The sequence below is a fragment of the Brachybacterium atlanticum genome, from assembly GCF_025669985.1.
In the GTDB taxonomy this organism is placed as follows: domain Bacteria; phylum Actinomycetota; class Actinomycetes; order Actinomycetales; family Dermabacteraceae; genus Brachybacterium; species Brachybacterium conglomeratum.
The window spans coordinates 1-22063 of sequence record NZ_JAKJJW010000040.1; the positions used below are offsets into that span (position 1 = coordinate 1).

Genomic DNA, 22063 nt, shown 5'->3' on the forward strand with positions numbered 1-22063 from the left:
GCACCGGCGGCGGCGCCGACCGTCGCGGGGACCTCGACGGCGCGGGTGCGGCGGGCGCGGCGCGCCCCGGCGCCGGGGTGGTCGATCCGGCGCAGGCCGATCAGGGTGCGCACCAGCGGCGGCGCGGCGATGAAGAGCACCACGAGCACCTGGATGACCTGCACGAGGTCCAGCGGCACGCCCTGGTTGGTCTCCATGAAGCGCCCGCCCGTGGACAGGGCCGCGAAGAGCAGGCCGGCCAGCACGATGCCCACGGGGCCGGAGCGGCCCAGCAGCGCGACCGTGATCGCGTCGAAGCCGATGTTGCCGGCGACGCCCTCGGTGAGGCGGCGCTCGGTGCCCAGCACGTGCACGGCCCCGGCGAGGCCCACCAGGGCGCCCGCGACGGCGAGGACCAGGAAGGCGGTGCGGGCCGGGGAGATGCCGGCGACGCGGGCGGCGCGCGGGTTCGAGCCGACGGCCCGGAAGTGAAAGCCGAGGGTGGAACGGCTCATCAACCACCACAGCAGCACGGCGGCGCCCGCGGCGAGGAACAGGCCGGCGTGGAGGCGGAACCCGCCGCCGAGCAGCAGCGGCAGGGTCGCGTTCTCCCCCACCGACGGGGAAGTGGGCTGGGACTGGTTCGCGCCGGTGAACGCGGTGGTCTTCAGCGCGAAGAACAGCAGATAGGTCGCGATCCAGTTCAGCATGATCGTGCTGATGACCTCGTTGGCGCCGAAGCGTGCCTTGAGGAAGCCGGCGATCCCGCCCCACACGCCGCCGGCGAGCACGCCGGCGAGCAGTGCGACCAGCAGGTGTAGCACGACGGGGAGCTGGACCGCGAAGCCGACGTAGCCGGCGGCCATCGCGCCGACGATCAGCTGGCCGGTGCCGCCGATGTTGAACAGGCCCGCGCGGAAGCTCACGGCCATGCCGGCCGCGGCGATGATCAGCGGGGTCGCGACGGTGAGGGTCTCGGTCAGGGGGCGCAGCCCGGCGGCGAGCGCGGGGAAGAGCACGTAGGTGCCGGAGCCACCGGCCTCGCGCACGTCCTCCGCGACGCGGGAGAAGCCCCGCCCGTCGAAGACGGCGCCGCGGAACATCGCGCCGTAGGCGTGGGTGACGGACTGCCAGATCGCGGTGAGCGCGTCGGAGGGGCGGGCGAAGAAGTAGCCGAGGGTGGTGCGGACCTCCTCGTCGGCGATGACGATCAGCACCGAGCCGATGAGGAAGGCGAACACGAAGCTCATCACGACCACCAGCAGGTCGCTGCGCGCGATCGACTGGAGGGTGCGGGCCAGCGCCGTCTCGGCGCGCTCCTCGGGCGGCGGGGCGTCGGCGGCGCCCGCGCCGACGCCGGGCGCGGAGCCGGCGGCGCCGGTCTCGGAGAGGGTGCTCATCACGCGATGTCTCCTTCGTCGGCGAGCTGGGAGTCGGTGGTGCGGGCGCCGGCGGCCACGGCCTCGCGGGCGGCATCGGCGGTGTAGCCGGCCATCATCAGGCCCAGCACGTCGCGGTCCTCGTCGCCGGGGACGATGCCGAGGATGCGACCGCGGTACATCACGGCGATGCGGTCGGCGAGCTGGGTGACCTCGTCGAGCTCGGTCGAGACGATCACGACGGGGGTGCCCTGGTCGCGCTCGTCGAGGATGCGGCGGTGGAGGAACTCGATCGAGCCGACGTCCACACCGCGGGTGGGCTGGGAGGCGATCAGGAGCGCCAGTTCGCGGTTCAGCGCGCGGGCCATGACGATCTTCTGCTGGTTGCCGCCGGACAGCGTGGACGCGGCCGATGCCGCCGATCCGGTGCGGATGTCGAACTCCGGGATCAGCTTGTTCGCGTTCTCGGCGATGGCCTTCAGCGACATCGACACCGCTGTGCCGAAGGGGGCGCGGTCGTGCTGGTCCAGCACGAGGTTCTCGGCGACGGAGAAGTCCGCGACCAGCGCGTCGTGGGTGCGGTCCTCGGGGACGAAGCCGACGCCCGCGTCGAGGATCTGCTTGGTGGAGCGGCCCACCAGCTGCTTCCCCTCGAGGCGAGCGGAGCCGGCGACGCTGTCCTGCAGGCCCAGCAGCGCCTCGGTGAGCTCGGTCTGACCGTTGCCCTGGACCCCGGCGATGCCGAGCACCTCCCCGTGGCGCACCTCGAAGGAGACACCGTCGAGGGTGCGGGTGCCGGCCTCGTCGGTGACGCGGAGGTCCTCGACCTCGAGCGCGATCTCGCCGGGTGCGGCGGGCGCCTTCTCCTGGGCGAGGGAGACCTGGCGGCCGACCATCAGGGAGGCGAGCTCGGCCTGGTCGGCCGAGGGGTCGGCCTCGCCGACCACCTTGCCGCGGCGGATCACGGTGATCCGGTCGGAGACGGCCTTGACCTCGCGGAGCTTGTGGGTGATGAAGACGATCGAGGTCCCCTCGTCACGCAGCTGGCGCATGATCGCCATCAGCTCGTCGGTCTCGTACGGGGTGAGCACGGCGGTGGGCTCGTCCAGCACGAGCACCTCGGCGCGACGGCTGAGGGCCTTGATGATCTCGACGCGCTGCTGGGCGCCGACGGGGAGGTCCTCGACGAGCGCATCGGGGTCGAGGTCGAAGCCGAAGCGTGCGGAGATCTCGCGCACCAGCTTGCGGGCGGCGGCGAGGTCCAGGAGGCCGCCGCGGGTGGGCTCGTTGCCCAGCACCATGTTCTCGGCGACCGTGAAGACGGGCACGAGCATGAAGTGCTGGTGCACCATGCCGATGCCGGCGGCCATCGCGTCGCCCGGGTCTGAGAAGCTGACGGGGCGGTCGTCCAGGAGGATCTGGCCGCCGTCAGGGCGGTACAGCCCGTACAGCACGTTCATCAGGGTGGACTTGCCCGCGCCGTTCTCCCCCAGCAGGGAGTGGATCTCCCCCGGCTCGACGACCAGGTCGATCGCGTCGTTGGCCACGAAGGTCCCGAAGGTCTTCGTGATGCCGCGCAGTTCGAGCTTCACAGCACTCGCTTCCGTCGGTGCCGGCCGAGCTGCTCGGCCGTGCGGTGTGGGACATGGGACGCGGTCCCCGCCCTCGGGGCGGGGACCGCGCTCATGACGGGGCTCAGGCGCCTGCGGGCGAGGCCTCGGACTCGACGACGACCGTGCCGTCGATGATCTCCTGCGTGAGGGTCTCGATCTCGCCGCTCAGCTCGGCGGGGACCTCGTCCTCGAAGTCGTGGAAGGGCGCCAGCCCGACGCCGCCGTTCTCGAGGGTGCCGACATACGGGGTCGCGTCGTACTCGCCCTCCGCGGCGCCGCCGATCACGTCCTCGACGCCGGTGGTCATCTCCTTCATGACGGAGGTGAGGATCGTGGCCTGCGCCTCGGGGTCGGAGGCGTTGGTCTCGTAGCCGTCGGCGTCGACCCAGATCACCTTGCGGTCCTCGCCCTCCTTGGCGGAGGCGAGGGTGCCGGCGCCCACGGGGCCGGCGACCGGCATGACGATGTCGGCGCCCGCGCTGTAGAACTCGTCGGAGACGGCCTTGCCCTTGGTCTGGTCCTCGAAGTCGCCCGTGAAGGAGCCCTCCTGGCTCTCCTTGTTCCAGCCGAGGGCCTCGACCTCGGTGCCGTGGGTCTCGTTGTAGTGGGCGACGCCGTCCACGAAGCCGTCCATGAAGATGGTGACGGTGGGGATGTTGACCCCGCCGTAGGTGGCGACCTTGCCGGTCTCGGTCGTGCCCGCGGCGAGGTAGCCGGCGAGGAAGGCGGCCTGGGCGGTGTCGAACTCGAGGGGCTTGACGTTCTCGAGCTCGATGGGGTTCCCATCGGCGTCCTGCGCGGTCGAGTCGACGATCGCGAAGTCCGTGTCGGGGTTGGCCTGAGCGGCCTTGCCGGTCGCGGGGGCGAGCAGGTAGCCGACCGTGATGATCAGGTCGCAGCCCTCGGTGACCATGTTGTTGATGTTGGGCTCGAAGTCCGAGACGGTGGTCGACTCGGCGGTCTGCTTCTGGATGCCGAGGTTCTTCTCGGCGTTGAGCAGGCCGTTGTAGCTGGACTCGTTGAAGGACTTGTCGTCCCAGCCGCCCGCGTCGGAGACCATGCAGGCCTTGTAGTCGCTCGCGGCGCCGCCGCCGGCGTCGCTGTCGCCGCCGGCCGTCTCCTCCGGGGCGCTGCCGCAGGCGGCGAGGGTGAGAGCCCCGGCGCCGGCGAGGGCGAGGGCACGCGTGATGCTCTTCATGGATGGTTCCTCCGGTGGGAGTGCGAGGGGCCGGGAGCGCCCCGAGGGTCCGGGCGACGTCGCTGTCGCAGTGCGATTGGACGATAGCCCCGCGCGACGCATCGTGAGCACGACGTGAGCCTCCGCCCGCGAACCGTTATGAAATCGACGCGGAGGTGTCGCGCGGGTGAACGTCCACGCGGAGGCGGGCCGGGCGCCGTCGCCCCGCAGGCGGCCCGTCCGACGGGCTCGGAGCGGCCCTGCCGGCCGACGGGCTCAGACGGCCTGCAGGTCCCGCTGCACGCAGGCGGCGGCGAGCACGCTCGCCCCGATCCCGATCGCGCGCTCGTCGATCATGAGGTCGCCCATGTGGAGGTCGTAGGTGCGCCCGCCGGGGGTGCGGGTGCCGAGGCGGGCGAGCGCCCCGGGCACCTTCTCGAGGTACCAGGCGAAGTCCTCCCCGCCCAGGGACTGGGCGGTGGGGTCGAGGTTCTCCCGTCCCAGCACCCCGCGCACCGCGGCGGCGAGCACCTCGACGCTCGCGGGGCTGTTCGAGACCGGCGGCACCCCGCGGTCGTGGGAGACGCGCGCCTCGACGCCCCAGGGGCGCACGAGATCGGCCAGGACCTCCTCGAGCAGCTCCTCGGCCCGGTCCCAAGCCTCGTGGTCCAGGCAGCGCAGGGTGCCCTCGAGGGTGCCGGCGCTGGGGATCGCGTTGAAGGCGGAGCCGGCGTGGATCGAGCCCCAGGTGAGGTTCACGCCGGAGCGCGGGTCCATGCGCCGCGTCAGCGCGGCCGGCAGCTGCGTCGCGATCGAGCCGAGCGCGTAGACGAGGTCCTGGGTGAGATGCGGGCGGGAGGTGTGGCCGCCCGCGCCGCGCACCTGGATCCGCACCGGATCGGTGGCCGAGGTGATCGGGCCGGACTTCAGACCCACGTGGCCGACGTCGACGCCGGGGTCGCAGTGCAGGGCGAGGATCGAGTCGACGCCGACCAGGACGTCCTGCCCGATCAGCTCGAGCGCGCCGCAGGGGTGCATCTCCTCGGCGGGCTGGAACACCAGGCGCACGCCGCGGCGCAGCGTGCCCTCCTCGGCCACCCGCACCAGCGCGGTCGCCGCGCCGAGCACGGCGCTCATGTGCACGTCGTGGCCGCAGGCGTGGGAGACGCCCTCGACGACGGAGCGGTAGGGGACGGTGCTCAGCTCGGGGATCCCGAGCGCGTCCATGTCCGCCCGCAGCCCCATCAGCTCCAGCGACGGGTCCGCGCCGGGGATGTCGCAGATCAGGCCGGTGGCGGCCATGCGCTTCGGCGCGAGCCCGAGCGCGGTGAGCTGCTCGGCGATGAAGTCGGTGGTGGCGTGCTCCTGGTGGGAGAGCTCGGGGTGGCGGTGGAGGTGGCGGCGCACCTCGCGCAGGGCGTCGCCTCGCTCGGCGACGGTGCGGGCGATCAGCCCCTCCGGTCCGAGCATCGCCCGCTGCTGCGAGGTCCCGACCAGCGTCTGCTGCGACTGCTCCACGCGTCCGCTCCTGTCCTGTCCTGTCATCGACCGCCCTGCCCGCCGTGCGCCTGCGGCGATGCGGGTCCGGCGGTGCGGGTCAGCGCAGCCGGCCCAGCCCCTGCTCGTCGAGCCGGCCGACGAGCTGCTGGAGGGCCTGCGCCTTCTCGTCGGCGAGCACCAGCAGCGCGTCCTCGGTGTCGACGATGCTGACGCCCTCGAGCCCGACCAGGGCGATGTGGCGATCCGTGGAACCGTACACGGTGGCCCGGGAGGAGAGCGCATCGACGCTCGCGCTTCCCACCACATGGACCTCGGTGCCGTCCTCGCCGCGGCGCACCTCGCCCTCACGCTCGCGGAGCTGGCGGGCGAGCGCCGCGAAGTCGCCGACGTCGTCCCAGTCGAACTCCGCCGGGACCACCGCGACCCTCCCCTGCGCGGCGAGCGGCTCGGCGAGGGCGTGGTCGATCGCGATCGCGGTCATCGTGGGCCAGACGCGCTCGAGCACCGCCTCCTCCTCGGCGCCGCCGTGCGCGGCCGCGATCTCGCGCGCCCCGGCGGCGAGGGCGGGGATCTGGACGGCGAGCTCGTCGAGCAGCACCGAGGCGCGCACCACGAACATGCCGGCGTTCCAGCGCAGGCCCCCGGCGACGAAGGCCTCGGCCCGCTCGCGGTCGGGCTTCTCGACGAAGCGCACGACGGGCTCCGCGCCGACGGCGCGCAGGCGTGCGCCGAGCGCGGGGTCCGCTCCCCCGTCGCCCGCGGACTCGATGTAGCCGAAGCCGGTCGACGGCGAGGTGGGGGCGATGCCGAGGGTGACGAGGAGGCCGAGCTCGGCGGCGTCCCGCGCGGCGGTGACGGCGCGGGCGAAGGCGGCCTCGTCCTGGATGAGGTGGTCGGCGGCGAAGGAGCCGATCACGGCGTCCGGCGACTCGCGCTCCACGAGAGCGGCCGCGAGCGCGATCGCAGGCATGGAGTTGCGGGCCGAGGGCTCTGCGAGGACGCGCACGTCCCTGTCGAGCTGCTCGCGCACCGCTGCGGCGTGGGAGCGGCCGGTGACGACGATCGGGGGCCGGTCCGCGAGGGGCGCGAGGCGGTCGAGGGTGAGCTGGAGCAGGGAGCGGCCCTGCCCGGTAAGGTCCAGCAGGAACTTCGGGCGGGCGCGGCGTGAGAGCGGCCACAGTCTGGTGCCGGAGCCTCCTGCGGGCACCACGGGAACGAAGGGGGCTTCGGGCATGAACCCAGCGTATCCAGCCTCCGACGGGCCCCTGGGGACCGTCCGTCGACGCGGCCGGGGCGGGCGTGCCCGTCCCCTGCCTGGTGCTACGCTGAACCTGCCCCTGTCGGGGGCGATGATGATGTCGCCGTGTCGCGAAACGGCCGCCCGAGGGCGCCGAGCGCTGCAACGGCCGCGGGGACCTCGGTCCCCGGGGTCCCGCGCCGCGCGCCGCGGAGCACCGTCGAGCTCCCGGCGACATACCGACGCTTCTGGAGGAACTCCGTGGCTTCCGCCCAATCCGGGACGCTCTATCGCGGACGCGAGGGCATGTGGTCCTGGGTCGCCCACCGCATCTCAGGAATGGCGATCTTCCTGTTCCTGCTCGTGCACGTCCTGGACACCGCGCTCGTGCGCGTCTCGCCCGAGGCGTACAACGAGGTCATCGGCCACTACAAGACCGTCGTCTTCGGCCTCGGCGAGGTCGGCCTGGTCGGCGCCGTGCTCTTCCACGCGCTCAACGGCCTGCGCATCATCCTCGTGGACTTCTGGTCCAAGGGGACCGTGCACCAGCGCAAGCTCTTCTGGGGCGTCGTGATCGTGTGGGCCGTCCTGATGGCCGGCTTCCTCCCCCGCCACCTCATGCACATGTTCGGAGCGTGATCCCCATGTCGACCTCCACCACCTCGATCCCGGATCCCTCCACCCGCTACCGCCGCACAGGGCAGCGCGGCCTGAACGCCGAGATGCTCTCGTGGATGTTCATGCGCGGCTCCGGCGCGCTGCTGGTCATCCTCGTCTTCGGCCACCTCTTCGTGAACCTGTGGCTCGGCGACGGCGTCAAGGGCATCGACTTCGCCTTCGTCGGCGGCAAGTGGTCCTCCCCCTTCTGGCAGGTCTGGGACCTGCTGATGCTGTGGCTGGGCCTCATCCACGGCGGCAACGGCGTGCGCACGATCATCAACGACTACGCCCGCGGCGACCGCACCCGCATGGTCCTCAAGGCCCTGCTGTACTTCGCGGTCGTCGTCACGATCGTGCTGGGCACCCTGGTGATCTTCACCTTCGATCCCTGCCCCGTCGGCGCCGAGCCGAGCCTGCTGCCCTCCTTCTGCGAGGGCTGACGCCCCCGGGGCGGCCGGACCCCCGGCCGCCCCTCCTCTTCCTCACGCACTTCACGGTCTTCCCGGAACGGAGCTGTCACCCGACATGCAGACCCATAACTACGACGTGGTGATCGTCGGCGCCGGCGGCGCCGGGATGCGCGCGGCGCTGGAGTCCTCCAAGCGCGCCCGCACCGCGGTCGTCACCAAGCTCTATCCCACGCGCTCCCACACCGGCGCGGCGCAGGGCGGCATGTGCGCGGCCCTAGCCAACGTCGAGGAGGACAACTGGGAGTGGCACACCTACGACACCGTCAAGGGCGGCGACTACCTGGTGGACCAGGACGCCGCCGAGGTCATGGCCAAGGAGGCCATCGACGCGGTGCTCGACCTGGAGAAGATGGGCCTGCCGTTCAACCGCACCCCCGAGGGCCGCATCGACCAGCGCCGCTTCGGCGGGCACACCCGTGAGCACGGCGAGGCGCCCGTGCGCCGCGCCTGCTACGCCGCGGACCGCACCGGCCACATGATCCTCCAGACCCTCTACCAGAACTGCGTGAAGCAGCAGGTGGAGTTCTTCAACGAGTACTACGTGCTCGACGTGCTGATGACCGGAGACCCGCGCTCCGACGAGGGAGTACGCGCCTCCGGCGTGGTCACGTACGAGCTCGCCACCGGCGAGATCCACGTCTTCCGCGCGAAGTCGGTCGTGTTCGCCTCCGGCGGCTTCGGCAAGATCTTCAAGACCACCTCGAACGCCCACACCCTCACCGGCGACGGCCCCGCGATGGCGTTCCGCCGCGGCATCCCGCTGGAGGACATGGAGTTCTTCCAGTTCCACCCGACGGGCCTGGCGGGCCTCGGCATCCTGCTGTCGGAGGCGGCGCGCGGCGAGGGCGGCATCCTGCGCAACAGCGAGATGGAGCGCTTCATGGAGCGCTACGCCCCGACGCTGAAGGACCTCGCCCCTCGTGACGTGGTCGCCCGCGCCATGGCCAACGAGGTGCGCGAGGGCCGCGGCGCCGGCCCGAACAAGGACTACGTCTACCTCGACCTCACCCACCTCGAGCCCGCGCACATCGACGCGAAGCTCCCGGACATCACCGAGTTCGCGCGCACCTACCTGGGCGTGGAGCCGTACACCGAGCCGGTGCCGGTCTTCCCGACCGCGCACTACGGCATGGGCGGCATCCCCACGAACATCCGCGGCGAGGTCCTCGCCAACGCGACCGACGTGATCCCCGGCCTGTACGCCGCCGGCGAGACCGCGTGCGTCTCCGTGCACGGCGGCAACCGCCTGGGCACCAACTCGCTGCTGGACATCAACGTCTTCGGGCGCCGCGCCGGCATCGCCGCCGCGGAGCACGCAGCGGAGGTCGACCTGTCCGAGCTGCCCGAGGGCGTGGAGACCCCGACCGTCGAGCTGCTCGAGCGCCTGCGCGACCGGCCCGCGACCGAGGACCGCATCGCGAACATCCGCACCGATCTGCAGGAGCTGATGGACGCCAACGTCCAGGTGTTCCGCACCGAGGAGACCTGCCGCACGGCGCTGGCCGGCATCAAGGACCTCAAGAAGCGCTACGAGACGGTCGCGATCCAGGACAAGGGCCGCCGCTACAACCTGGACCTGATGGAGGCCGTGGAGCTCGGCTTCCTGCTCGACCTGGCCGAGATCGTGGCGCTCGGCGCGCTGAACCGCAAGGAGTCCCGCGGCGGCCACTTCCGCGAGGACTTCGAGAAGCGCGACGACGTCAACTACCTCGAGCACACCATGGCCTACCGCACCCTGCCGGGTGAGGAGGGCGTCGAGGGCACCCCGATCCGTCTGGGCACCAAGCCCGTCGTGATCACCCGCTACGAGCCGAAGGAGCGCACGTTCTGATGACTGCCGTCGCCGAGAAGCCCCAGGCCGAGCCCGATGCCGGCGCGGTCCCCTCGTTCGAGGTGACGCTGCGCATCGCACGCTTCACCCCCGAGGACGACAAGGGCGTCCACTGGGAGGACTTCACCGTCACGATGCACGGCACCGACCGTGTGCTCGACGCCCTGCACGAGATCAAGTGGCACGTGGACGGCTCGCTGACCTTCCGCCGCTCGTGCGCCCACGGCGTCTGCGGCTCGGACGCGATGCGGATCAACGGCCGCAACCGTCTGGCCTGCAAGACGCTCCTGAAGGACCTCGACATCTCGAAGCCGATCACGGTCGAGCCGATCAAGGGCCTGCCGGTGGAGAAGGACCTCATCGTGGACATGGAGCCGTTCTTCGACTCCTACAAGGAGGTCATGCCGTTCCTGGTCGCGGGCGGTCAGGAGCCCAGCCGCGAGCGGCTGCAGTCCGCGGAGCAGCGCGAGCGCTTCGACGACACCACCAAGTGCATCCTCTGCGCCGCGTGCACCTCGTCCTGCCCCGTGTTCTGGACCGACGGGCAGTACTTCGGCCCGGCCGCGATCGTGAACGCGCACCGCTTCATCTTCGACTCGCGCGACGACGCGGGCGAGCAGCGCCTGGAGATCCTGAACTCCAAGGAGGGCGTGTGGCGCTGCCGCACCACCTTCAACTGCACCGAGGCGTGCCCGCGCGGCATCCAGGTGACCAAGGCGATCGCCGAGGTGAAGCAGGCCGTGATCCGCGGCCGCGTCTGATCCCGCGCTCAGCACGACGACAGGGGCTCCTCCGCCGCGGCGGAGGAGCCCCTGTCGTCGTCGGGGCGGTCAGCCGCGGGCGGCGAGCACCTCGCGCAGGCGCGTCGCGAAGGCGGCGGGGTCGCCCGGATGGGACGGGTCGCCGACGGCGAAGCCGCCGTGGTCGCCCGGGAAGACGAGCGGCTCGGTGCCGAGCGCCTCGGCGAGGGCGCGCGTCGAGCGGGCGGTGATCGCCTCCCCCGTCTGCTCCCCCGCGGCGAGGACCAGACGGTCCCCCGCGGAGCGCAGCGCCTCGAGGTCCGGCTGATAGGAGGTCACGGGGGCGCTCGTCCCGGACAGCAGCGGGTCCTCCCGTGTGCCGTCGTCCTGACCGGGCAGGCCGAACCGGGCGGGATCGGGCAGGGGCTGGGCGAGGAACTCCTCGGTGAACTCGCCCTGCCACATGCTCATGGCGAGGAAGGCGGCGAGCCCCGCGCCCCAGCCGCGCTCCTGATAGGCGCGGCCGACGGCATCGTCCGCGCGCTCGGCGAGCTCCGCATCGGGCAGGACGCCCATGACGGGCGGCTCGTGGGCGACGACCTGGCTGACGTCCTCGGGATGCGCCGCGAGCAGGGCGAGCGCGGCGACGGCGCCGCCGCTGCTGGCGAACATCTGCACCGGTGCGCCGAGATCCGTGATGAGTGCGTGGACGTCCTCCGCCTGCAGGGACGGGTCGTTCAGGGCGCTGCCGTCGCTGCGGGTGCTCCGGCCGAGTCCGCGCGGGTCGTAGGCGATCGGCGACAGGTTCGGCCCGCGGCCCGCGGTGCCGCCCGCGCCTGCGCGCGGTCTCGAGCGCGGGGCGGCCCGGGTGCCGTCGGCCGGGAGAGGGAGGCCGCGCCGACGGCGCCCGGTGCGGGCTCAGGAGTAGGTGACCACCAGCGGTGCGTGGTCGGACCAGCGGGTGTCGTAGCTGGGGGCGCGGTCGACCTGCGCGGCGGTCGCCTTCTCGCCGAGCGCCGGGGTGGTCAGCTGGTAGTCGATGCGCCAGCCGGAGTCGTTGTCGAAGGCCTTGCCTCGCTGGGACCACCAGGTGTACGGGCCGGGCACGTCGCCGGCGAGGCGGCGCTGGACGTCCACCCAGTCGCCCTCGACCAGCAGGCGGTCGAGATAGGCGCGCTCCTCGGGCAGGAAGCCGGCGGACTTCAGGTTGCCCTTCCAGTTCTTGATGTCGTTGTTGGCGTGGGCGATGTTGAGGTCGCCGGTGAGGACCACGTGACGGCCGTCGGCGCGCAGCGCGTCCAGGCGCTCCATGGCCACGTCGAGGAAGGCGTACTTGTCGGTCATGGTCTGCGGCTTCTCGGTGTTGCCGGAGTGCATGTAGCAGGAGATGACGGTGAGGCCGGTGCCGTCGCCGAGCGGGTCCTCGAGGTCGGCCTCGAGCCAGCGGCCGGTGTGGGTGGGCTCGGTCAGGCCCGGCAGGCCGCGGCGGACGCCCTCGAGGTCGATGTTCTCCAGCGAGGTGCGGGCGGCGATCGCGACGCCGTTGCGGCCCTTGAGCTCGGAGGCCTCGCCGACGATGGTCCAGTCCTCCCCCACCAGATCGGCGAGCAGCTCCTCCGGCGCCCGCACCTCCTGCAGGGTGAGGACGTCGGCCGCGGTGGTCGCGAGCCAGTCGGCCATGCCCTTGCGGGCCGCGGCGCGCAGGCCGTTGACGTTGACTGTGGCGAGGGTGAAAGTCATGCCCATCAGTATGTCAGCGGGGCCGGACGGCCGCGACGCGGGGACGGCCGACGGGCGCGGCCTCCCCGCAGAGGGGCGCCTCGCACGACGCGGCGCGCGCACGGCCGACGGACGCGGGACGGCGGGACGGGCGGCTCTGCCCGCCCCGCCGGGGTCTCAGGCCTCGATGTCGGCGGCGTGCTCGGCCGCCTCGACGACGTTGTTGACCAGCAGCGCGCGGGTCATGGGGCCGACGCCGCCGGGGTTGGGACTGATCCACGAGGCGACCTCGGCGACGGCCGGGTCCACGTCGCCCACGAGCTTCGCCTTCCCGCCCTCGGGGTCCTCCTGGCGGGAGACGCCGACGTCGAGCACGATCGCGCCGGGCTTGACGTCCTCGGGCCGGACCAGGTGGGCGACGCCCGCGGCGGCGACGATCACGTCGGCGCGGCGCAGGTGCGCGGGGAGGTCCGTCGTGCCGGTGTGGGTGAGGGTGACGGTCGCGTTGATGGCGCGGCGGGTCATCAGCGCGCCGATCGAGCGGCCGACGGTGACGCCGCGGCCGATCACGACCACGTCCTTGCCCTTGAGGTCGAGGTCGTGTCGCATGAGCAGCTCGATCACGGCCCGGGGCGTGCAGGGCAGCGGGGTGCGGATCGGCGAGTAGGCGTTCAGGACCAGGCGGCCGAGGTTCGTGGGGTGGAGGCCGTCGGCGTCCTTGGCCGGGTCGATCCGCTCGAGGATCGCGTCGGTGTCGATGTGCTTCGGCAGCGGCAGCTGGACGATGTAGCCGGTGCAGGCGGGGTCGGCGTTGAGCTCGTCGACGACCGCCTCGACCTCCTCCTGGGTGGCGTCGGCCGGGAGGTGCTTCTGGATCGAGTTCAGGCCGATCTGCTCGCTGTCGCGGTGCTTGCCGCGCACATAGGCGGCGCTGCCCGGATCATCGCCGACCAGCACGGTCGCGAGACCCGGACGCGGGTGACCGGCGTCGACCAGACGGGTCACGCGCTCGGCGAGCTCCTGCTTGATCGCCTTCGCGGTGGCCTTGCCGTCGAGGATCTGGGCGGTCATGGCGCTCTCCTTCGATGAGGGGTCTCGGTGAGGTGGTCGGTGGGGTGGGTCCGGGAGGTCCGCCCGAGGGGCCGGTGGCCCGGTCGAGGGCGGTCCCGCCCCGGGCACCGGCGGGCTGATGCGGGACGGGCGGGGTCCGGGCTCCGCGGCCTCCGGACCCCGCCCGCGGGGATCAGGACTGCTGCAGCTCGGGGTAGAGCGGCTTGGACTCGGCGAGCTTCGCGGTGCGGGCCCTGAGCGACTCGACGTCGGCCCCGCCGGTCAGCGCCAGCGCGATCACGTCGGCGACCTCGGTGAACTCCGCCGCGCCGAAGCCGCGGGTGGCGAGCGCCGGGGTGCCGATGCGCAGGCCCGAGGTGACCCGCGGCGGGCGCGGGTCGTTGGGGACCGCGTTGCGGTTCACGGTGATGCCGGCCGCGTGCAGGCGGTCCTCCGCCTGCTGGCCGTCCAGCTCGGAGTCGACGAGGTCCACGAGCACCAGGTGCACGTCGGTGCCGCCGGAGATGACCTTGACGCCTGCCGCCTTGGCGTCCTCCTGCTGGAGGCGGTCGGCGAGGATCTGCGCGCCCTCGAGGGTGCGGGCCTGGCGGTCCTTGAAGTCCTCCGAGGCGGCGATCTTCAGTGCCACGGCCTTCGCGGCGACGACGTGCATGAGCGGGCCGCCCTGCTGGCCGGGGAACACGGCCGAGTCGATCTTCTTCGCCCACTTCTCCTTGCACAGGATCATGCCGGATCGAGGGCCGCCGATGGTCTTGTGGATGGTGGTGGAGACGACATCCGCGTAGGGCACGGGGCTGGGGTGCAGGCCCGCCGCGACGAGGCCCGCGAAGTGCGCCATGTCGACCCACAGCGCGGCGCCGACCTCGTCGGCGATCTCGCGGAAGCGGGGGAAGTCGAGCTGGCGGGTGTAGGCGGACCAGCCGGCGACGATGACCTTGGGCTGCTCGGCGATCGCGAGCTCGCGCACCTTGTCCATGTCGATCAGGCCCGTGCCCGGCTCGGTCTCGTACGCGACGATGTCGTAGAGACGGCCGGAGAAGTTGATCTTCATGCCGTGGGTGAGGTGGCCGCCGTGGGCGAGCGAGAGGCCCATGAGCTTGTCGCCCGGGCGGGCGAGGGCGTGCATCACCGCGGCGTTCGCCGTCGCGCCCGAGTGGGGCTGGACGTTCGCGTGCTCGGCCCCGAACAGGGCCTTCGCGCGGTCGATCGCGATCTGCTCCGCGACGTCGACCTCCTCGCAGCCTCCGTAGTAGCGCTTGCCGGGGTAGCCCTCGGCGTACTTGTTGGTCAGGACCGAGCCCTGCACCTGCAGGACCGAGCGGGGGACGAAGTTCTCCGACGCGATCATCTCGAGCGTGCCCTGCTGTCGGGCCAGCTCGCGGTCGAGCACCTGGGCGATCTCGGGATCGATGTCGGCGACGGACTTGTCGAGGACGTTCACGTGGCCTCCTGGGGCGGTGTGAGGGGGCGGCGAGCAGCCGTCCCGCCATTCTAGGCCGGGGACGACTGTGGAGGGCGTCGCATCCAGCGATCAGCACGCGCCCGTCACGTGACGGGCGCCGGGACATGTCCTCCCAGGTCAGAGGGCGAGACCGAGGCGCACCGGTTCCGGCTCGAGACGGATCCCGTAGCGGCCCTCGACCCGCTGCTGGACGTCGTGGGCGAGGGCGACGAGGTCCTCGCTGGAGGCGCCGCCGCGGTTGGTCAGCGCGAGGGAATGCTTGGTGGAGACGGAGGCCCGCTCCCCCACCGCGTGGCCGCGCTCGATCCCGGAGTGGCTGATGAGCCAGGCGGCGCTGGTCTTGACCCTGCCCTCGCCGGCGTCGTAGCGCGGCGCCTGCTCGGGCAGGGCCGCGGCGTCCTCCGCGGAGAGGATCGGGTTGGTGAAGAAGGAGCCGGCGCTCCAGGTGTCGTGATCGGCGGCGTCCAGGACCATGCCCTTGCTGCTGCGCACGCGCAGCACCGCCTCGCGCACCTGGCGCATCGGCACCCGGTCCCCCACCTCGACGCCGAGCTCCGCGGCGAGCTGCGCGTAGCGGATCGGGGCGGAGAGGGAGCCGAGCGTGTGCTGGAAGGTCACCGACAGCACCACGTAGCGGCCGGTCGCCGAGGGGACGGGTCCGCTGTACCGGGTGCGCTTGAAGACGCTGTCACGATAGGCGAAGTCGCAGTCGGCGGCGAAGAAGGTGCGCACCGCCCCCTTCTCGCGGTCCCAGGTGCGCACGCGGGAGATCGTCGAGGCGACCTCCTGGCCGTAGGCGCCGACGTTCTGGATCGGGGTCGCGCCGACGGTGCCGGGGATGCCGGAGAGCGCCTCGATGCCGACCATCTCGCGGGCGATCGCGTAGCGCACGGCCCGGTCCCAGTTCACGCCCGCGAAGTACTCGACGATCGCCCCGCCGCAGGTGGGGTCCAGCGGGGTGAGCTCGCCCGGGTCCACGGGGATCCCGTCGGGCTCGCCGGAGGCACCGACTTCGCAGGTCGCATCCAGCAGCGGCGGGTCCTCGGGATCGCGCAGCAGCACCACGGTGCCCTCGAAGGGCTCGTCGGAGGCGACGAGGTTCGAGCCGCCGCCGAGGACGAGCAGCGGCTCCCCCGCCTCGTCCGCGGCGGAGACCGCGGCGATCACCTCGTCGGCCGTGCGGGCCTCGACGAGGTTCCGGATCTCCCCGCCGATGCGGAGGGTGGTCAGGTCGGCGAGCCTCATGCCGCTCCTGCCGTGTCAGCCCCGGCCTCGGCGTCCTGCGTGCGGCGGGGCAGCGCGAGGGTCGCGCGGGCCCGCCCCAGCACTTTCTCCCCGTCGACGACGGCGGCGAGGTCGACGCGTGCGGTGCCCGCGGACTCGTCGATCGCGCCGACGGTCGCGACGACCTCGAGCGCGACCTCACTGGTGGCGGGCACGGGCACCATGCCGGTGAAGCGGGTGGAGTAGGCGGTGACCAGGGTCGGGTCGCCGACGGCCTCGAGCAGGCCGGTGATGGCCGTGCCCATGGTGAGCATGCCGTGGGCGATGACGCCGGGCAGCCCGGCCTGCTCGGCGACGGCGTCGTTGTAGTGGATCGGGTTGAAGTCGCCGGAGGCGCCGGCGTAGCGGACCAGCGCGTCGCGGTCGAGGGTGTGGACGGTGCGGGAGAGCTCGTCGCCGACGGACAGGGCGGCGAGGTCGAGCGGGCGGGCGGCGGGGGTGGTGCTGGTGGTCATCGGTGCTCCTGGTGTGGCGTCAGCGGCGGGGCCGCGAGGGGCGAGGGCGTCGGGGCGCCGCGGGGGGAGGCGGCGGGCTCAGTCCCCGCGCACGACGAGCATGCTGCGCACGGCGGCGACCTCGGCCCCGTCCTCGTCGGCGAGGTCGACGCGGGTGGTGACCATGGCGTGCCCTCCGGCGGCGCGGACCGACTCGACGGTGAGGGTCGGCACGAGGCGGTCGCCGGCGACGACGGGACGGTGCAGGGTGAAGGACTCCTCGCCGTGGACCACGCGGGAGAAGTCGATGCCGGCGGCGGGGTCCTCGACGTACTGCGCCTCGGTGGCCTGGGCGAGGGAGACGAGGAACGTGGGCGGCGCCACGACGTCGGCGTGCCCGGCGGCGCGGGCGGCCTCGGGATCGGTGTGCAGCGGCGAGGGGGCGCCGGTGGCGCGGGCGAACTCGACGATCTTCGCGGCCGAGACGGTGTGCACGGGGCCCGCCGGGTAGGTGCGGCCGGCGAAGGCGGGATCGGGGCTGGTGGTCACGGTGTCTCCCGAGGTCGGGTCGGCGCGGGGGCCGACGGATGCGGTCCCCCCGATCATCTCACCGCCCCAGCTCCCCTGCGGTGCGGCCCGCGCGAGGCACGGGGGCCGGACATGACGAAGGCCACCCGGCGCTGCCGGGTGGCCTTCGTGGATGCTGCGGCGGGACCGCTCAGCGGGTCTCGCGGTGCGCCGTCTGCTTGCCGCAGGTCGGGCAGAACTTCGAGAGCTCCAGCCGATCCGGGGTGTTGCGACGGTTCTTCTTGGTGATGTAGTTGCGCGCCTTGCAGTCGACACACGCCATGGTGATCTTGGGACGCACGTCAGAGCTCTTGCTCGCCACGGTTCGCCTCTTTCGTCCGGGTGACGCACCCGGCGGTGCGCCTCGTGGGTCCCCGTGCTCGGGGGATGTGGAATCTGCACTCCGGTGGGGACCGGTGTGGTACCGAGGGCGGGGATCGAACCCGCGACCTCACGATTATGAGTCGTGCGCTCTAACCGTCTGAGCTACCCCGGCGTGACCGATGAAACGGCCCGATCTCGAATGAGACCGGGCCGCCGCATCCATCAGAGCCCTGAAAGGGAATCGAACCCTTGACCTTCTCCTTACCATGGAGACGCTCTGCCGACTGAGCTATCAGGGCAACCCGGTGAACCCTACCCGCCTCATTGCCCGGAGGCAATTCGAGGGGCGGTCCCCGTGCTTCGGATCACAGGGATCCTCCGCGTGGCAGATGAGGGATTCGAACCCCCGTAGGCAATGCCAGCTGATTTACAGTCAGCTCCCTTTGGCCGCTCGGGTAATCTGCCGCGACCCTCTCCCGCCACCCGCCGGACTCTCGTCCCGCGGCCGCCGGAAGCGGACTCGAAACAGCATAGCGGGGACCCGGCCGCGGCGCGAACCCAGAAGGGGTCCTCGGAGCATGAGAGGCGTCACAGCGGTCCCGCCGCTGGTCGCAGCCCCTCTGCGGCGGTCCCTCGAAGACCGGGGAGCGCTCCCGGACCCGGCATGGGACGATCACTGGACAGACCCGCCCGTTCGACGTGGTGGCGGCCCGCGCGGGCCGCCCGGAGGAGGACCCGATGGCCGATTCATCGTTCGACATCGTCAGCAAGCTCGACCGCCAGGAGGTCGACAACGCCGTGAACCAGGCCGTGAAGGAGGTCGGCCAGCGCTACGACTTCCGGAACACCGGCGCCTCGATCACCCTCGGCGGCGACGAGATCGTCATGACCGCCAACGCCGAGGAGCGCGTGCTCGCGGTGCTGGACGTGCTGCAGTCCAAGCTGATCCGCCGCGGGATCTCGCTCAAGGCTCTCGACGTGAGCGAGCCCAAGCAGTCCGGCAAGGAGGTGCGCCTGGCGGCCTCGCTCAAGGAGGGCATCTCCACCGAGGACGCGAAGAAGATCGCCAAGATCATCCGGGACGAGGGCCCCAAGAGCATCAAGGCACGGATCGAGGGCGACGAGCTGCGCGTCTCCTCCAAGAGCCGCGACGACCTGCAGTCCGTGATCTCGCTGCTGAAGGGCAAGGACCTCGAGGTCGCCCTCCAGTTCGTGAACTACCGCTGAGGTCGACTGCCGCTGACGTCCGGCCCGTCGACAGCCGCCTCATCGCACCCCCGCTCCCGCGCCGTCGGGACGGGGGTGCGGCGCGTCCAGGCACTGGCGGTCCCTCCCCTCCCCCGCGCCGCGCTGGAGATGTTCGGATCTCCGCGCGCGGATGCTGCGCGGCGCTGATCCGTCGAGGGAAGGGAGCGATGACCAGCGGCACGATCCTGGTGATCGGGGCGACCGGAGGGGTCGGTCGCCCCGTGGTGAGGTGCGCGGTCGAGGCAGGACTGCACCCGCGGGCCCTCGTGCGCAGCACGGAGCGGGCCGTCCGGCTGCTTCCGCGGAGACGGAGCTCGTCGCCGGCGAGGCGACGATGCCCGTGGACATGGCGCGCGCGCCCGGGCTGGTTCGACGACGAGGCGCAGGACGAGCACCAGCTGGTCGCCCGCCAGGGCGATGGTCGGCACGGCGGCTCCCCGGCCGACGGGGCGATCTCCCGCGAGCAGCTCGCCCGGGTGCTGCTCGCGGCGCACACCACGGCCGACGCGACCGGGCTGACCCTCGAGGTGGTCGCCGAGCGCGGCCCGGAGCAGTCGCAGCTGGACTCGCTCTTCGCAGGGCTCCGCGCCGACGTCACCGGGGAGGTGGACGGAGCCCTCGACCCGGACACGCTGCCGCTCGGCGCCGAGCCGGACCGGATGCTCGAGGAGCTGCGTCGCATCGCGGCCGCGACGGAAGCGCACGGGATCGGCGCGGCCACGGCCTGAGTCGCGGTCCCGGAGACGGCGGCGCGACCGCGGGGCAGCGAGCACCAAGGACCGAGGACCGAGGAGCAGGGTCCGGATCGGCGCGGGGTCCCGGGCATCACGAAGGCCCCGCCCCCACCCCGACGGGGGGACGGGGCCTGCGCGACGAAGACCCGGTCAGCTCACTGCTGGTTCGAGGTGGTGTCCTGCTCCTCGGCGTGGTTCGCCAGCTCATCGCCCTTGGCCGTGAACGCCTCGACCAGGCTGTTCACCGGACCGTTCACGAACGAGTTCCACGCCTCGACATACGCGTCGTAGTCCGGACCGACCCACTCCACCGACGTCACCAGACGCGTCACCTCGTCGACCTTCTCGACGACCTGCTCGCCCGCCTTGAGGACCTCCTGAGCGACCTCGCGCCCCTCCTCCGGATTCATACCCTTGAAAGCCATCACAAACCCCTTTCGCCCCGATCCCGGAGCAGATCACTGCAGAAGAAAGAAAAACCTAGAAGCCGAGAGAACCCAGCAGATCAGGAAGAAGCCTCACGCTGCTGCTGAGCGTTCTTCCTCGCACGATCAGCGAACTCGCCCAGCTGCGCCACGACATCCTGGACCAGACCGCCCAGAGTCCCCTCGAACTCCGACACGTACTTGTCACGGTCCTCACCGGTCCAGTCGAAATCCGTCACACGACCCTGCACCGTCGTGTAGATGGTGTTGACATCCTCGCCGGACGTCTCCGCCGTGGTGCCCATCTGCTCCACAGCCTCAGGGTTCATACCCTTCTTCATGGTGTCCTCCACATCGTCGAAAGAATCAGATCCCCACCCACCGAACCGGACCTCCGCGACCCAAGGCCACGTCCTCGATCCCTGTCCCCCAGGTGATGACACCACCCTAGAACCACCCACCACACCTTGGCGATGGGGACAACTCCCCATCCCCCTCCCCATCCGCCTGGGTATGCATCCTTGCAGGTCAGCGTCGAACTGCGGTCGGATCGGGCTGTGGACAGCCCCGGCAGCTCCCCTGGTGCGCCGCTGGATCGCCTCGTACGGGACGCCGGGAGCCGGCCCCGTCGACCCCGCCGTCACCGGCGCCCGGGGCGCGGTCGCCGCACGATCCCATGCGCTGGGCACCGGGGCCCGATCGGTGCTCGACCCCACGCGCTGGGCACCGGGGCGCGATCGGCGCACGGCCCCATGCCCTGGGCGCCGGGTCCCGACCGTCTCGCTCCCGGCATCACGAAGGCCCCGCCCCCACCACGACGGGGGGACGGGGCCTGCGCGACGAAGACCCGGTCAGCTCACTGCTGGTTCGAGGAGGTGTCCTGCTCCTCGGCGTGGTTCGCCAGCTCATCGCCCTTGGCCGTGAACGCCTCGACCAGGCTGTTCACCGGACCGTTCACGAACGAGTTCCACGCCTCGACATACGCGTCGTAGTCCGGACCGACCCACTCCACCGACGTCACCAGACGCGTCACCTCGTCGACCTTCTCGACGACCTGCTCGCCCGCCTTGAGGACCTCCTGAGCGACCTCGCGCCCCTCCCCCGGATTCATACCCTTGAAAGCCATCACGAACCCCTTTTGTCACGGTCCTCACCGGTCCAGTCGAAAGATCCTCGCCCCGGACGGCCGGAGGGCGCCGGCAACATCGGCCGGCGCCCTCCGGGGACGATGCGGTGTCTGGGTCAGTCCAGGACCAGCTGCAGGGAGTCCTGGATGGCGCGGACGGTCTCGATCTCCTCGTCGGCGCTCTCCGCTCCGCAGCTGCCCACGATCTCGAGCACATCGGCGGCCACGCCCCCGCGATCGATCACGGCGTAGCGCGCGGCCTGCACCACGGTCGGGCGGCCCGGCTGGGTGTAGCCGTACTCGCTCGCGATCCAGGTGGTGCCCTCGATCTCGATCTCCCCGGTGCCGAGCTCCTCGAGCTCGGGCAGGGAGGCCTTGCGCTGCTCGAGGCCGGCGCGCGCCGCCTCGAGGGTGAACTCCGGTCCGAAGCGCTGCACGGTCACGACCACGTTCGCGCGGAAGCGCCCGTCGACGCGGGGCTGGGCGACGGCGAGCTGCACTCCCGGGACCGTGAGCGGCTCCCAGTCCTCCGGCACCTCGACCCGTACCCGAGGGGGCGCAGGGAAGTCGGCGCTCGGATACTCGATGCTCTTCACGGTGCTGTGCTCCATTCGTCCCCCTGGCACGGTCGGCGCCAAAGATACCAGGCAGGCGAGAGGCCCGAGCGGTGCTCCGCCCGGGCCTCTCCCCACCCCTGTCGCCGTCCGTGACGGCGCGGTCCTGCACCGCCTCAGCTGGAGGTGGCCTCCTGCTCGGCGGCGTTGCGGTCGGCGGTGTCGCCGAGCTCGTTGACCGCGTTCATGATCTGCTGCAGCGCGGGGACCATCTCCCCGGACCACTGGCCGCGGAAGCGATCCGCGTCGGGGCCGGTCCAGTCCACGTCCTCCAGGCCCCGGGTGAGCTCCTGCTCGATCCGTGTGATCTCCTCGGCCGCATCGCGCAGCTGGCCGGACATCTGCTTGACCTCGTCGACGTTCATACCCTTCGTGGCGTTCATTATGCGGGTTCCCCTTCCTGTTCACCGGCTCCTGCGCCCCCTGCGGTGCACCGGGCCTCCTGCGTGCTCGACAGCCCTCACTGTAG

General features: G+C 71.9%; 24 protein-coding genes and 3 tRNA genes. 6 read left to right on the plus strand and 21 right to left on the minus strand.

What is annotated here, in order from left to right; genetic code table 11:
- From L3K22_RS14735 to L3K22_RS14755, 5 genes are all read right to left on the minus strand, one after another.
- The coding region (locus L3K22_RS14735; protein ID WP_263312052.1) for an ABC transporter permease at nucleotides 1-1379 on the minus strand (1379 nt) is incomplete at its 3' end.
- Nucleotides 1379-2950, minus strand: coding sequence for an ABC transporter ATP-binding protein (locus L3K22_RS14740; protein WP_263312053.1), 1572 nt, complete (start codon nucleotides 2948-2950; stop codon nucleotides 1379-1381). The genes L3K22_RS14740 and L3K22_RS14735, both read right to left, overlap by 1 nt.
- 103 nt (nucleotides 2951-3053) lie before the next feature.
- Entirely contained in the window at nucleotides 3054-4169 is a 1116-nt protein-coding gene (locus L3K22_RS14745; protein WP_263312054.1) for a BMP family lipoprotein, read from the minus strand.
- Between the two features lie 255 nt (nucleotides 4170-4424).
- Nucleotides 4425-5666, minus strand: a complete 1242-nt coding sequence (locus L3K22_RS14750; protein ID WP_263312055.1) for a M20 family metallopeptidase — start codon at nucleotides 5664-5666, stop codon at nucleotides 4425-4427.
- A 79-nt stretch (nucleotides 5667-5745) separates the two neighbouring features.
- On the minus strand, nucleotides 5746-6882 hold the full coding sequence (locus tag L3K22_RS14755; protein WP_263312056.1) for a mannose-1-phosphate guanylyltransferase: 1137 nt from the start codon (nucleotides 6880-6882) through the stop codon (nucleotides 5746-5748).
- 264 nt (nucleotides 6883-7146) lie between these two features.
- Here L3K22_RS14755 and sdhC point away from each other — a divergent pair, with 264 nt between their 5' ends.
- From sdhC to L3K22_RS14775, 4 genes are all read left to right on the plus strand, one after another.
- Complete coding sequence (sdhC, locus tag L3K22_RS14760) at nucleotides 7147-7524, plus strand: succinate dehydrogenase, cytochrome b556 subunit (protein WP_010549860.1); 378 nt, start codon at nucleotides 7147-7149, stop codon at nucleotides 7522-7524.
- A gap of 5 nt (nucleotides 7525-7529) precedes the next feature.
- On the plus strand, nucleotides 7530-7985 hold the full coding sequence (locus L3K22_RS14765; protein ID WP_010549861.1) for a succinate dehydrogenase hydrophobic membrane anchor subunit: 456 nt from the start codon (nucleotides 7530-7532) through the stop codon (nucleotides 7983-7985).
- A gap of 85 nt (nucleotides 7986-8070) precedes the next feature.
- On the plus strand, nucleotides 8071-9846 hold the full coding sequence (gene sdhA / locus L3K22_RS14770) for a succinate dehydrogenase flavoprotein subunit (protein WP_263312057.1): 1776 nt from the start codon (nucleotides 8071-8073) through the stop codon (nucleotides 9844-9846).
- Nucleotides 9846-10607 (plus strand): succinate dehydrogenase iron-sulfur subunit, encoded by a 762-nt coding sequence (locus L3K22_RS14775; RefSeq protein ID WP_263312058.1) that lies wholly within the window; start codon nucleotides 9846-9848, stop codon nucleotides 10605-10607. Before sdhA ends, L3K22_RS14775 begins: the two co-directional genes overlap by 1 nt.
- A gap of 69 nt (nucleotides 10608-10676) precedes the next feature.
- On the opposite strand, the gene L3K22_RS14780 is transcribed toward L3K22_RS14775, so the two are convergent.
- From L3K22_RS14780 to L3K22_RS14830, 11 genes are all read right to left on the minus strand, one after another.
- On the minus strand, nucleotides 10677-11258 hold the full coding sequence (locus L3K22_RS14780) for a hypothetical protein (RefSeq protein WP_263312059.1): 582 nt from the start codon (nucleotides 11256-11258) through the stop codon (nucleotides 10677-10679).
- 246 nt (nucleotides 11259-11504) lie between these two features.
- Entirely contained in the window at nucleotides 11505-12326 is an 822-nt protein-coding gene (locus tag L3K22_RS14785) for an exodeoxyribonuclease III (RefSeq protein ID WP_263312060.1), read from the minus strand.
- Nucleotides 12327-12482: 156 nt separating this feature from the next.
- A complete protein-coding gene (locus tag L3K22_RS14790) occupies nucleotides 12483-13376 on the minus strand; it encodes a bifunctional methylenetetrahydrofolate dehydrogenase/methenyltetrahydrofolate cyclohydrolase (RefSeq protein ID WP_263312061.1) in 894 nt (297 codons plus the stop codon).
- A 172-nt stretch (nucleotides 13377-13548) separates the two neighbouring features.
- Nucleotides 13549-14817, minus strand: a complete 1269-nt coding sequence (glyA, locus tag L3K22_RS14795) for a serine hydroxymethyltransferase (RefSeq protein WP_263312062.1) — start codon at nucleotides 14815-14817, stop codon at nucleotides 13549-13551.
- A gap of 138 nt (nucleotides 14818-14955) precedes the next feature.
- Entirely contained in the window at nucleotides 14956-16083 is a 1128-nt protein-coding gene (locus L3K22_RS14800) for a UDP-N-acetylmuramate dehydrogenase (RefSeq protein WP_263312063.1), read from the minus strand.
- Nucleotides 16080-16577 carry a MaoC/PaaZ C-terminal domain-containing protein gene (locus L3K22_RS14805; protein ID WP_263312064.1) on the minus strand — a complete coding sequence of 166 codons (498 nt, stop codon included), beginning with the start codon at nucleotides 16575-16577 and terminating at the stop codon, nucleotides 16080-16082. Before L3K22_RS14805 ends, L3K22_RS14800 begins: the two co-directional genes overlap by 4 nt.
- A 78-nt stretch (nucleotides 16578-16655) precedes the next feature.
- Nucleotides 16656-17105 (minus strand): MaoC family dehydratase, encoded by a 450-nt coding sequence (locus L3K22_RS14810; protein WP_263312065.1) that lies wholly within the window; start codon nucleotides 17103-17105, stop codon nucleotides 16656-16658.
- A 169-nt stretch (nucleotides 17106-17274) separates the two neighbouring features.
- Nucleotides 17275-17445: a 50S ribosomal protein L33 gene (gene rpmG, locus L3K22_RS14815; RefSeq protein WP_029360274.1), complete on the minus strand. Its 171-nt coding sequence runs from the start codon at nucleotides 17443-17445 to the stop codon at nucleotides 17275-17277.
- Nucleotides 17446-17542: 97 nt separating this feature from the next.
- A tRNA-Met gene (locus tag L3K22_RS14820) sits at nucleotides 17543-17619 on the minus strand.
- A 54-nt stretch (nucleotides 17620-17673) separates the two neighbouring features.
- A tRNA-Thr gene (locus L3K22_RS14825) sits at nucleotides 17674-17746 on the minus strand.
- Between the two features lie 84 nt (nucleotides 17747-17830).
- A tRNA-Tyr gene (locus L3K22_RS14830) sits at nucleotides 17831-17912 on the minus strand.
- A gap of 273 nt (nucleotides 17913-18185) precedes the next feature.
- Between L3K22_RS14830 and L3K22_RS14835 the strand changes: the two genes are divergently transcribed.
- A complete protein-coding gene (locus L3K22_RS14835; protein ID WP_263312066.1) occupies nucleotides 18186-18674 on the plus strand; it encodes a YajQ family cyclic di-GMP-binding protein in 489 nt (162 codons plus the stop codon).
- A gap of 188 nt (nucleotides 18675-18862) precedes the next feature.
- Nucleotides 18863-19423, plus strand: a complete 561-nt coding sequence (locus L3K22_RS14840) for an NmrA family NAD(P)-binding protein (protein ID WP_263312067.1) — start codon at nucleotides 18863-18865, stop codon at nucleotides 19421-19423.
- A gap of 161 nt (nucleotides 19424-19584) precedes the next feature.
- On the opposite strand, the gene L3K22_RS14845 is transcribed toward L3K22_RS14840, so the two are convergent.
- The 5 genes from L3K22_RS14845 to L3K22_RS14865 all read right to left on the minus strand — a co-directional run bounded on the left by L3K22_RS14845 (nucleotide 19585) and on the right by L3K22_RS14865 (nucleotide 21977).
- On the minus strand, nucleotides 19585-19854 hold the full coding sequence (locus L3K22_RS14845; protein ID WP_263312068.1) for a hypothetical protein: 270 nt from the start codon (nucleotides 19852-19854) through the stop codon (nucleotides 19585-19587).
- Between the two features lie 80 nt (nucleotides 19855-19934).
- On the minus strand, nucleotides 19935-20195 hold the full coding sequence (locus L3K22_RS14850; RefSeq protein WP_263312069.1) for a hypothetical protein: 261 nt from the start codon (nucleotides 20193-20195) through the stop codon (nucleotides 19935-19937).
- A gap of 515 nt (nucleotides 20196-20710) precedes the next feature.
- Nucleotides 20711-20980 carry a hypothetical protein gene (locus L3K22_RS14855; protein WP_263312070.1) on the minus strand — a complete coding sequence of 90 codons (270 nt, stop codon included), beginning with the start codon at nucleotides 20978-20980 and terminating at the stop codon, nucleotides 20711-20713.
- Nucleotides 20981-21096: 116 nt separating this feature from the next.
- Complete coding sequence (locus L3K22_RS14860; protein ID WP_263312071.1) at nucleotides 21097-21576, minus strand: hypothetical protein; 480 nt, start codon at nucleotides 21574-21576, stop codon at nucleotides 21097-21099.
- Between the two features lie 134 nt (nucleotides 21577-21710).
- Nucleotides 21711-21977, minus strand: a complete 267-nt coding sequence (locus L3K22_RS14865) for a WXG100 family type VII secretion target (protein WP_263312072.1) — start codon at nucleotides 21975-21977, stop codon at nucleotides 21711-21713.
- Between the last annotated feature and the right edge of the window lie 86 nt (nucleotides 21978-22063).

Coding starts and splice junctions, on each gene's coding strand:
- L3K22_RS14800 (WP_263312063.1), bottom strand. CDS start 16,083: ATGAGGCTCGCCGACCTGACCACCCTCCGCATCGGCGGGGAGATCCGG.
- L3K22_RS14745 (WP_263312054.1), bottom strand. CDS start 4,169: ATGAAGAGCATCACGCGTGCCCTCGCCCTCGCCGGCGCCGGGGCTCTC.
- L3K22_RS14765 (WP_010549861.1), top strand. CDS start 7,530: ATGTCGACCTCCACCACCTCGATCCCGGATCCCTCCACCCGCTACCGC.
- L3K22_RS14755 (WP_263312056.1), bottom strand. CDS start 6,882: ATGCCCGAAGCCCCCTTCGTTCCCGTGGTGCCCGCAGGAGGCTCCGGC.
- L3K22_RS14855 (WP_263312070.1), bottom strand. CDS start 20,980: ATGGCTTTCAAGGGTATGAATCCGGGGGAGGGGCGCGAGGTCGCTCAG.
- L3K22_RS14850 (WP_263312069.1), bottom strand. CDS start 20,195: ATGAAGAAGGGTATGAACCCTGAGGCTGTGGAGCAGATGGGCACCACG.
- L3K22_RS14835 (WP_263312066.1), top strand. CDS start 18,186: ATGGCCGATTCATCGTTCGACATCGTCAGCAAGCTCGACCGCCAGGAG.
- L3K22_RS14785 (WP_263312060.1), bottom strand. CDS start 12,326: ATGACTTTCACCCTCGCCACAGTCAACGTCAACGGCCTGCGCGCCGCG.
- sdhA (WP_263312057.1), top strand. CDS start 8,071: ATGCAGACCCATAACTACGACGTGGTGATCGTCGGCGCCGGCGGCGCC.
- L3K22_RS14775 (WP_263312058.1), top strand. CDS start 9,846: ATGACTGCCGTCGCCGAGAAGCCCCAGGCCGAGCCCGATGCCGGCGCG.
- L3K22_RS14845 (WP_263312068.1), bottom strand. CDS start 19,854: ATGGCTTTCAAGGGTATGAATCCGGAGGAGGGGCGCGAGGTCGCTCAG.
- L3K22_RS14790 (WP_263312061.1), bottom strand. CDS start 13,376: ATGACCGCCCAGATCCTCGACGGCAAGGCCACCGCGAAGGCGATCAAG.
- L3K22_RS14805 (WP_263312064.1), bottom strand. CDS start 16,577: ATGACCACCAGCACCACCCCCGCCGCCCGCCCGCTCGACCTCGCCGCC.
- L3K22_RS14865 (WP_263312072.1), bottom strand. CDS start 21,977: ATGAACGCCACGAAGGGTATGAACGTCGACGAGGTCAAGCAGATGTCC.
- L3K22_RS14780 (WP_263312059.1), bottom strand. CDS start 11,258: ATGTTCGCCAGCAGCGGCGGCGCCGTCGCCGCGCTCGCCCTGCTCGCG.
- L3K22_RS14840 (WP_263312067.1), top strand. CDS start 18,863: ATGACCAGCGGCACGATCCTGGTGATCGGGGCGACCGGAGGGGTCGGT.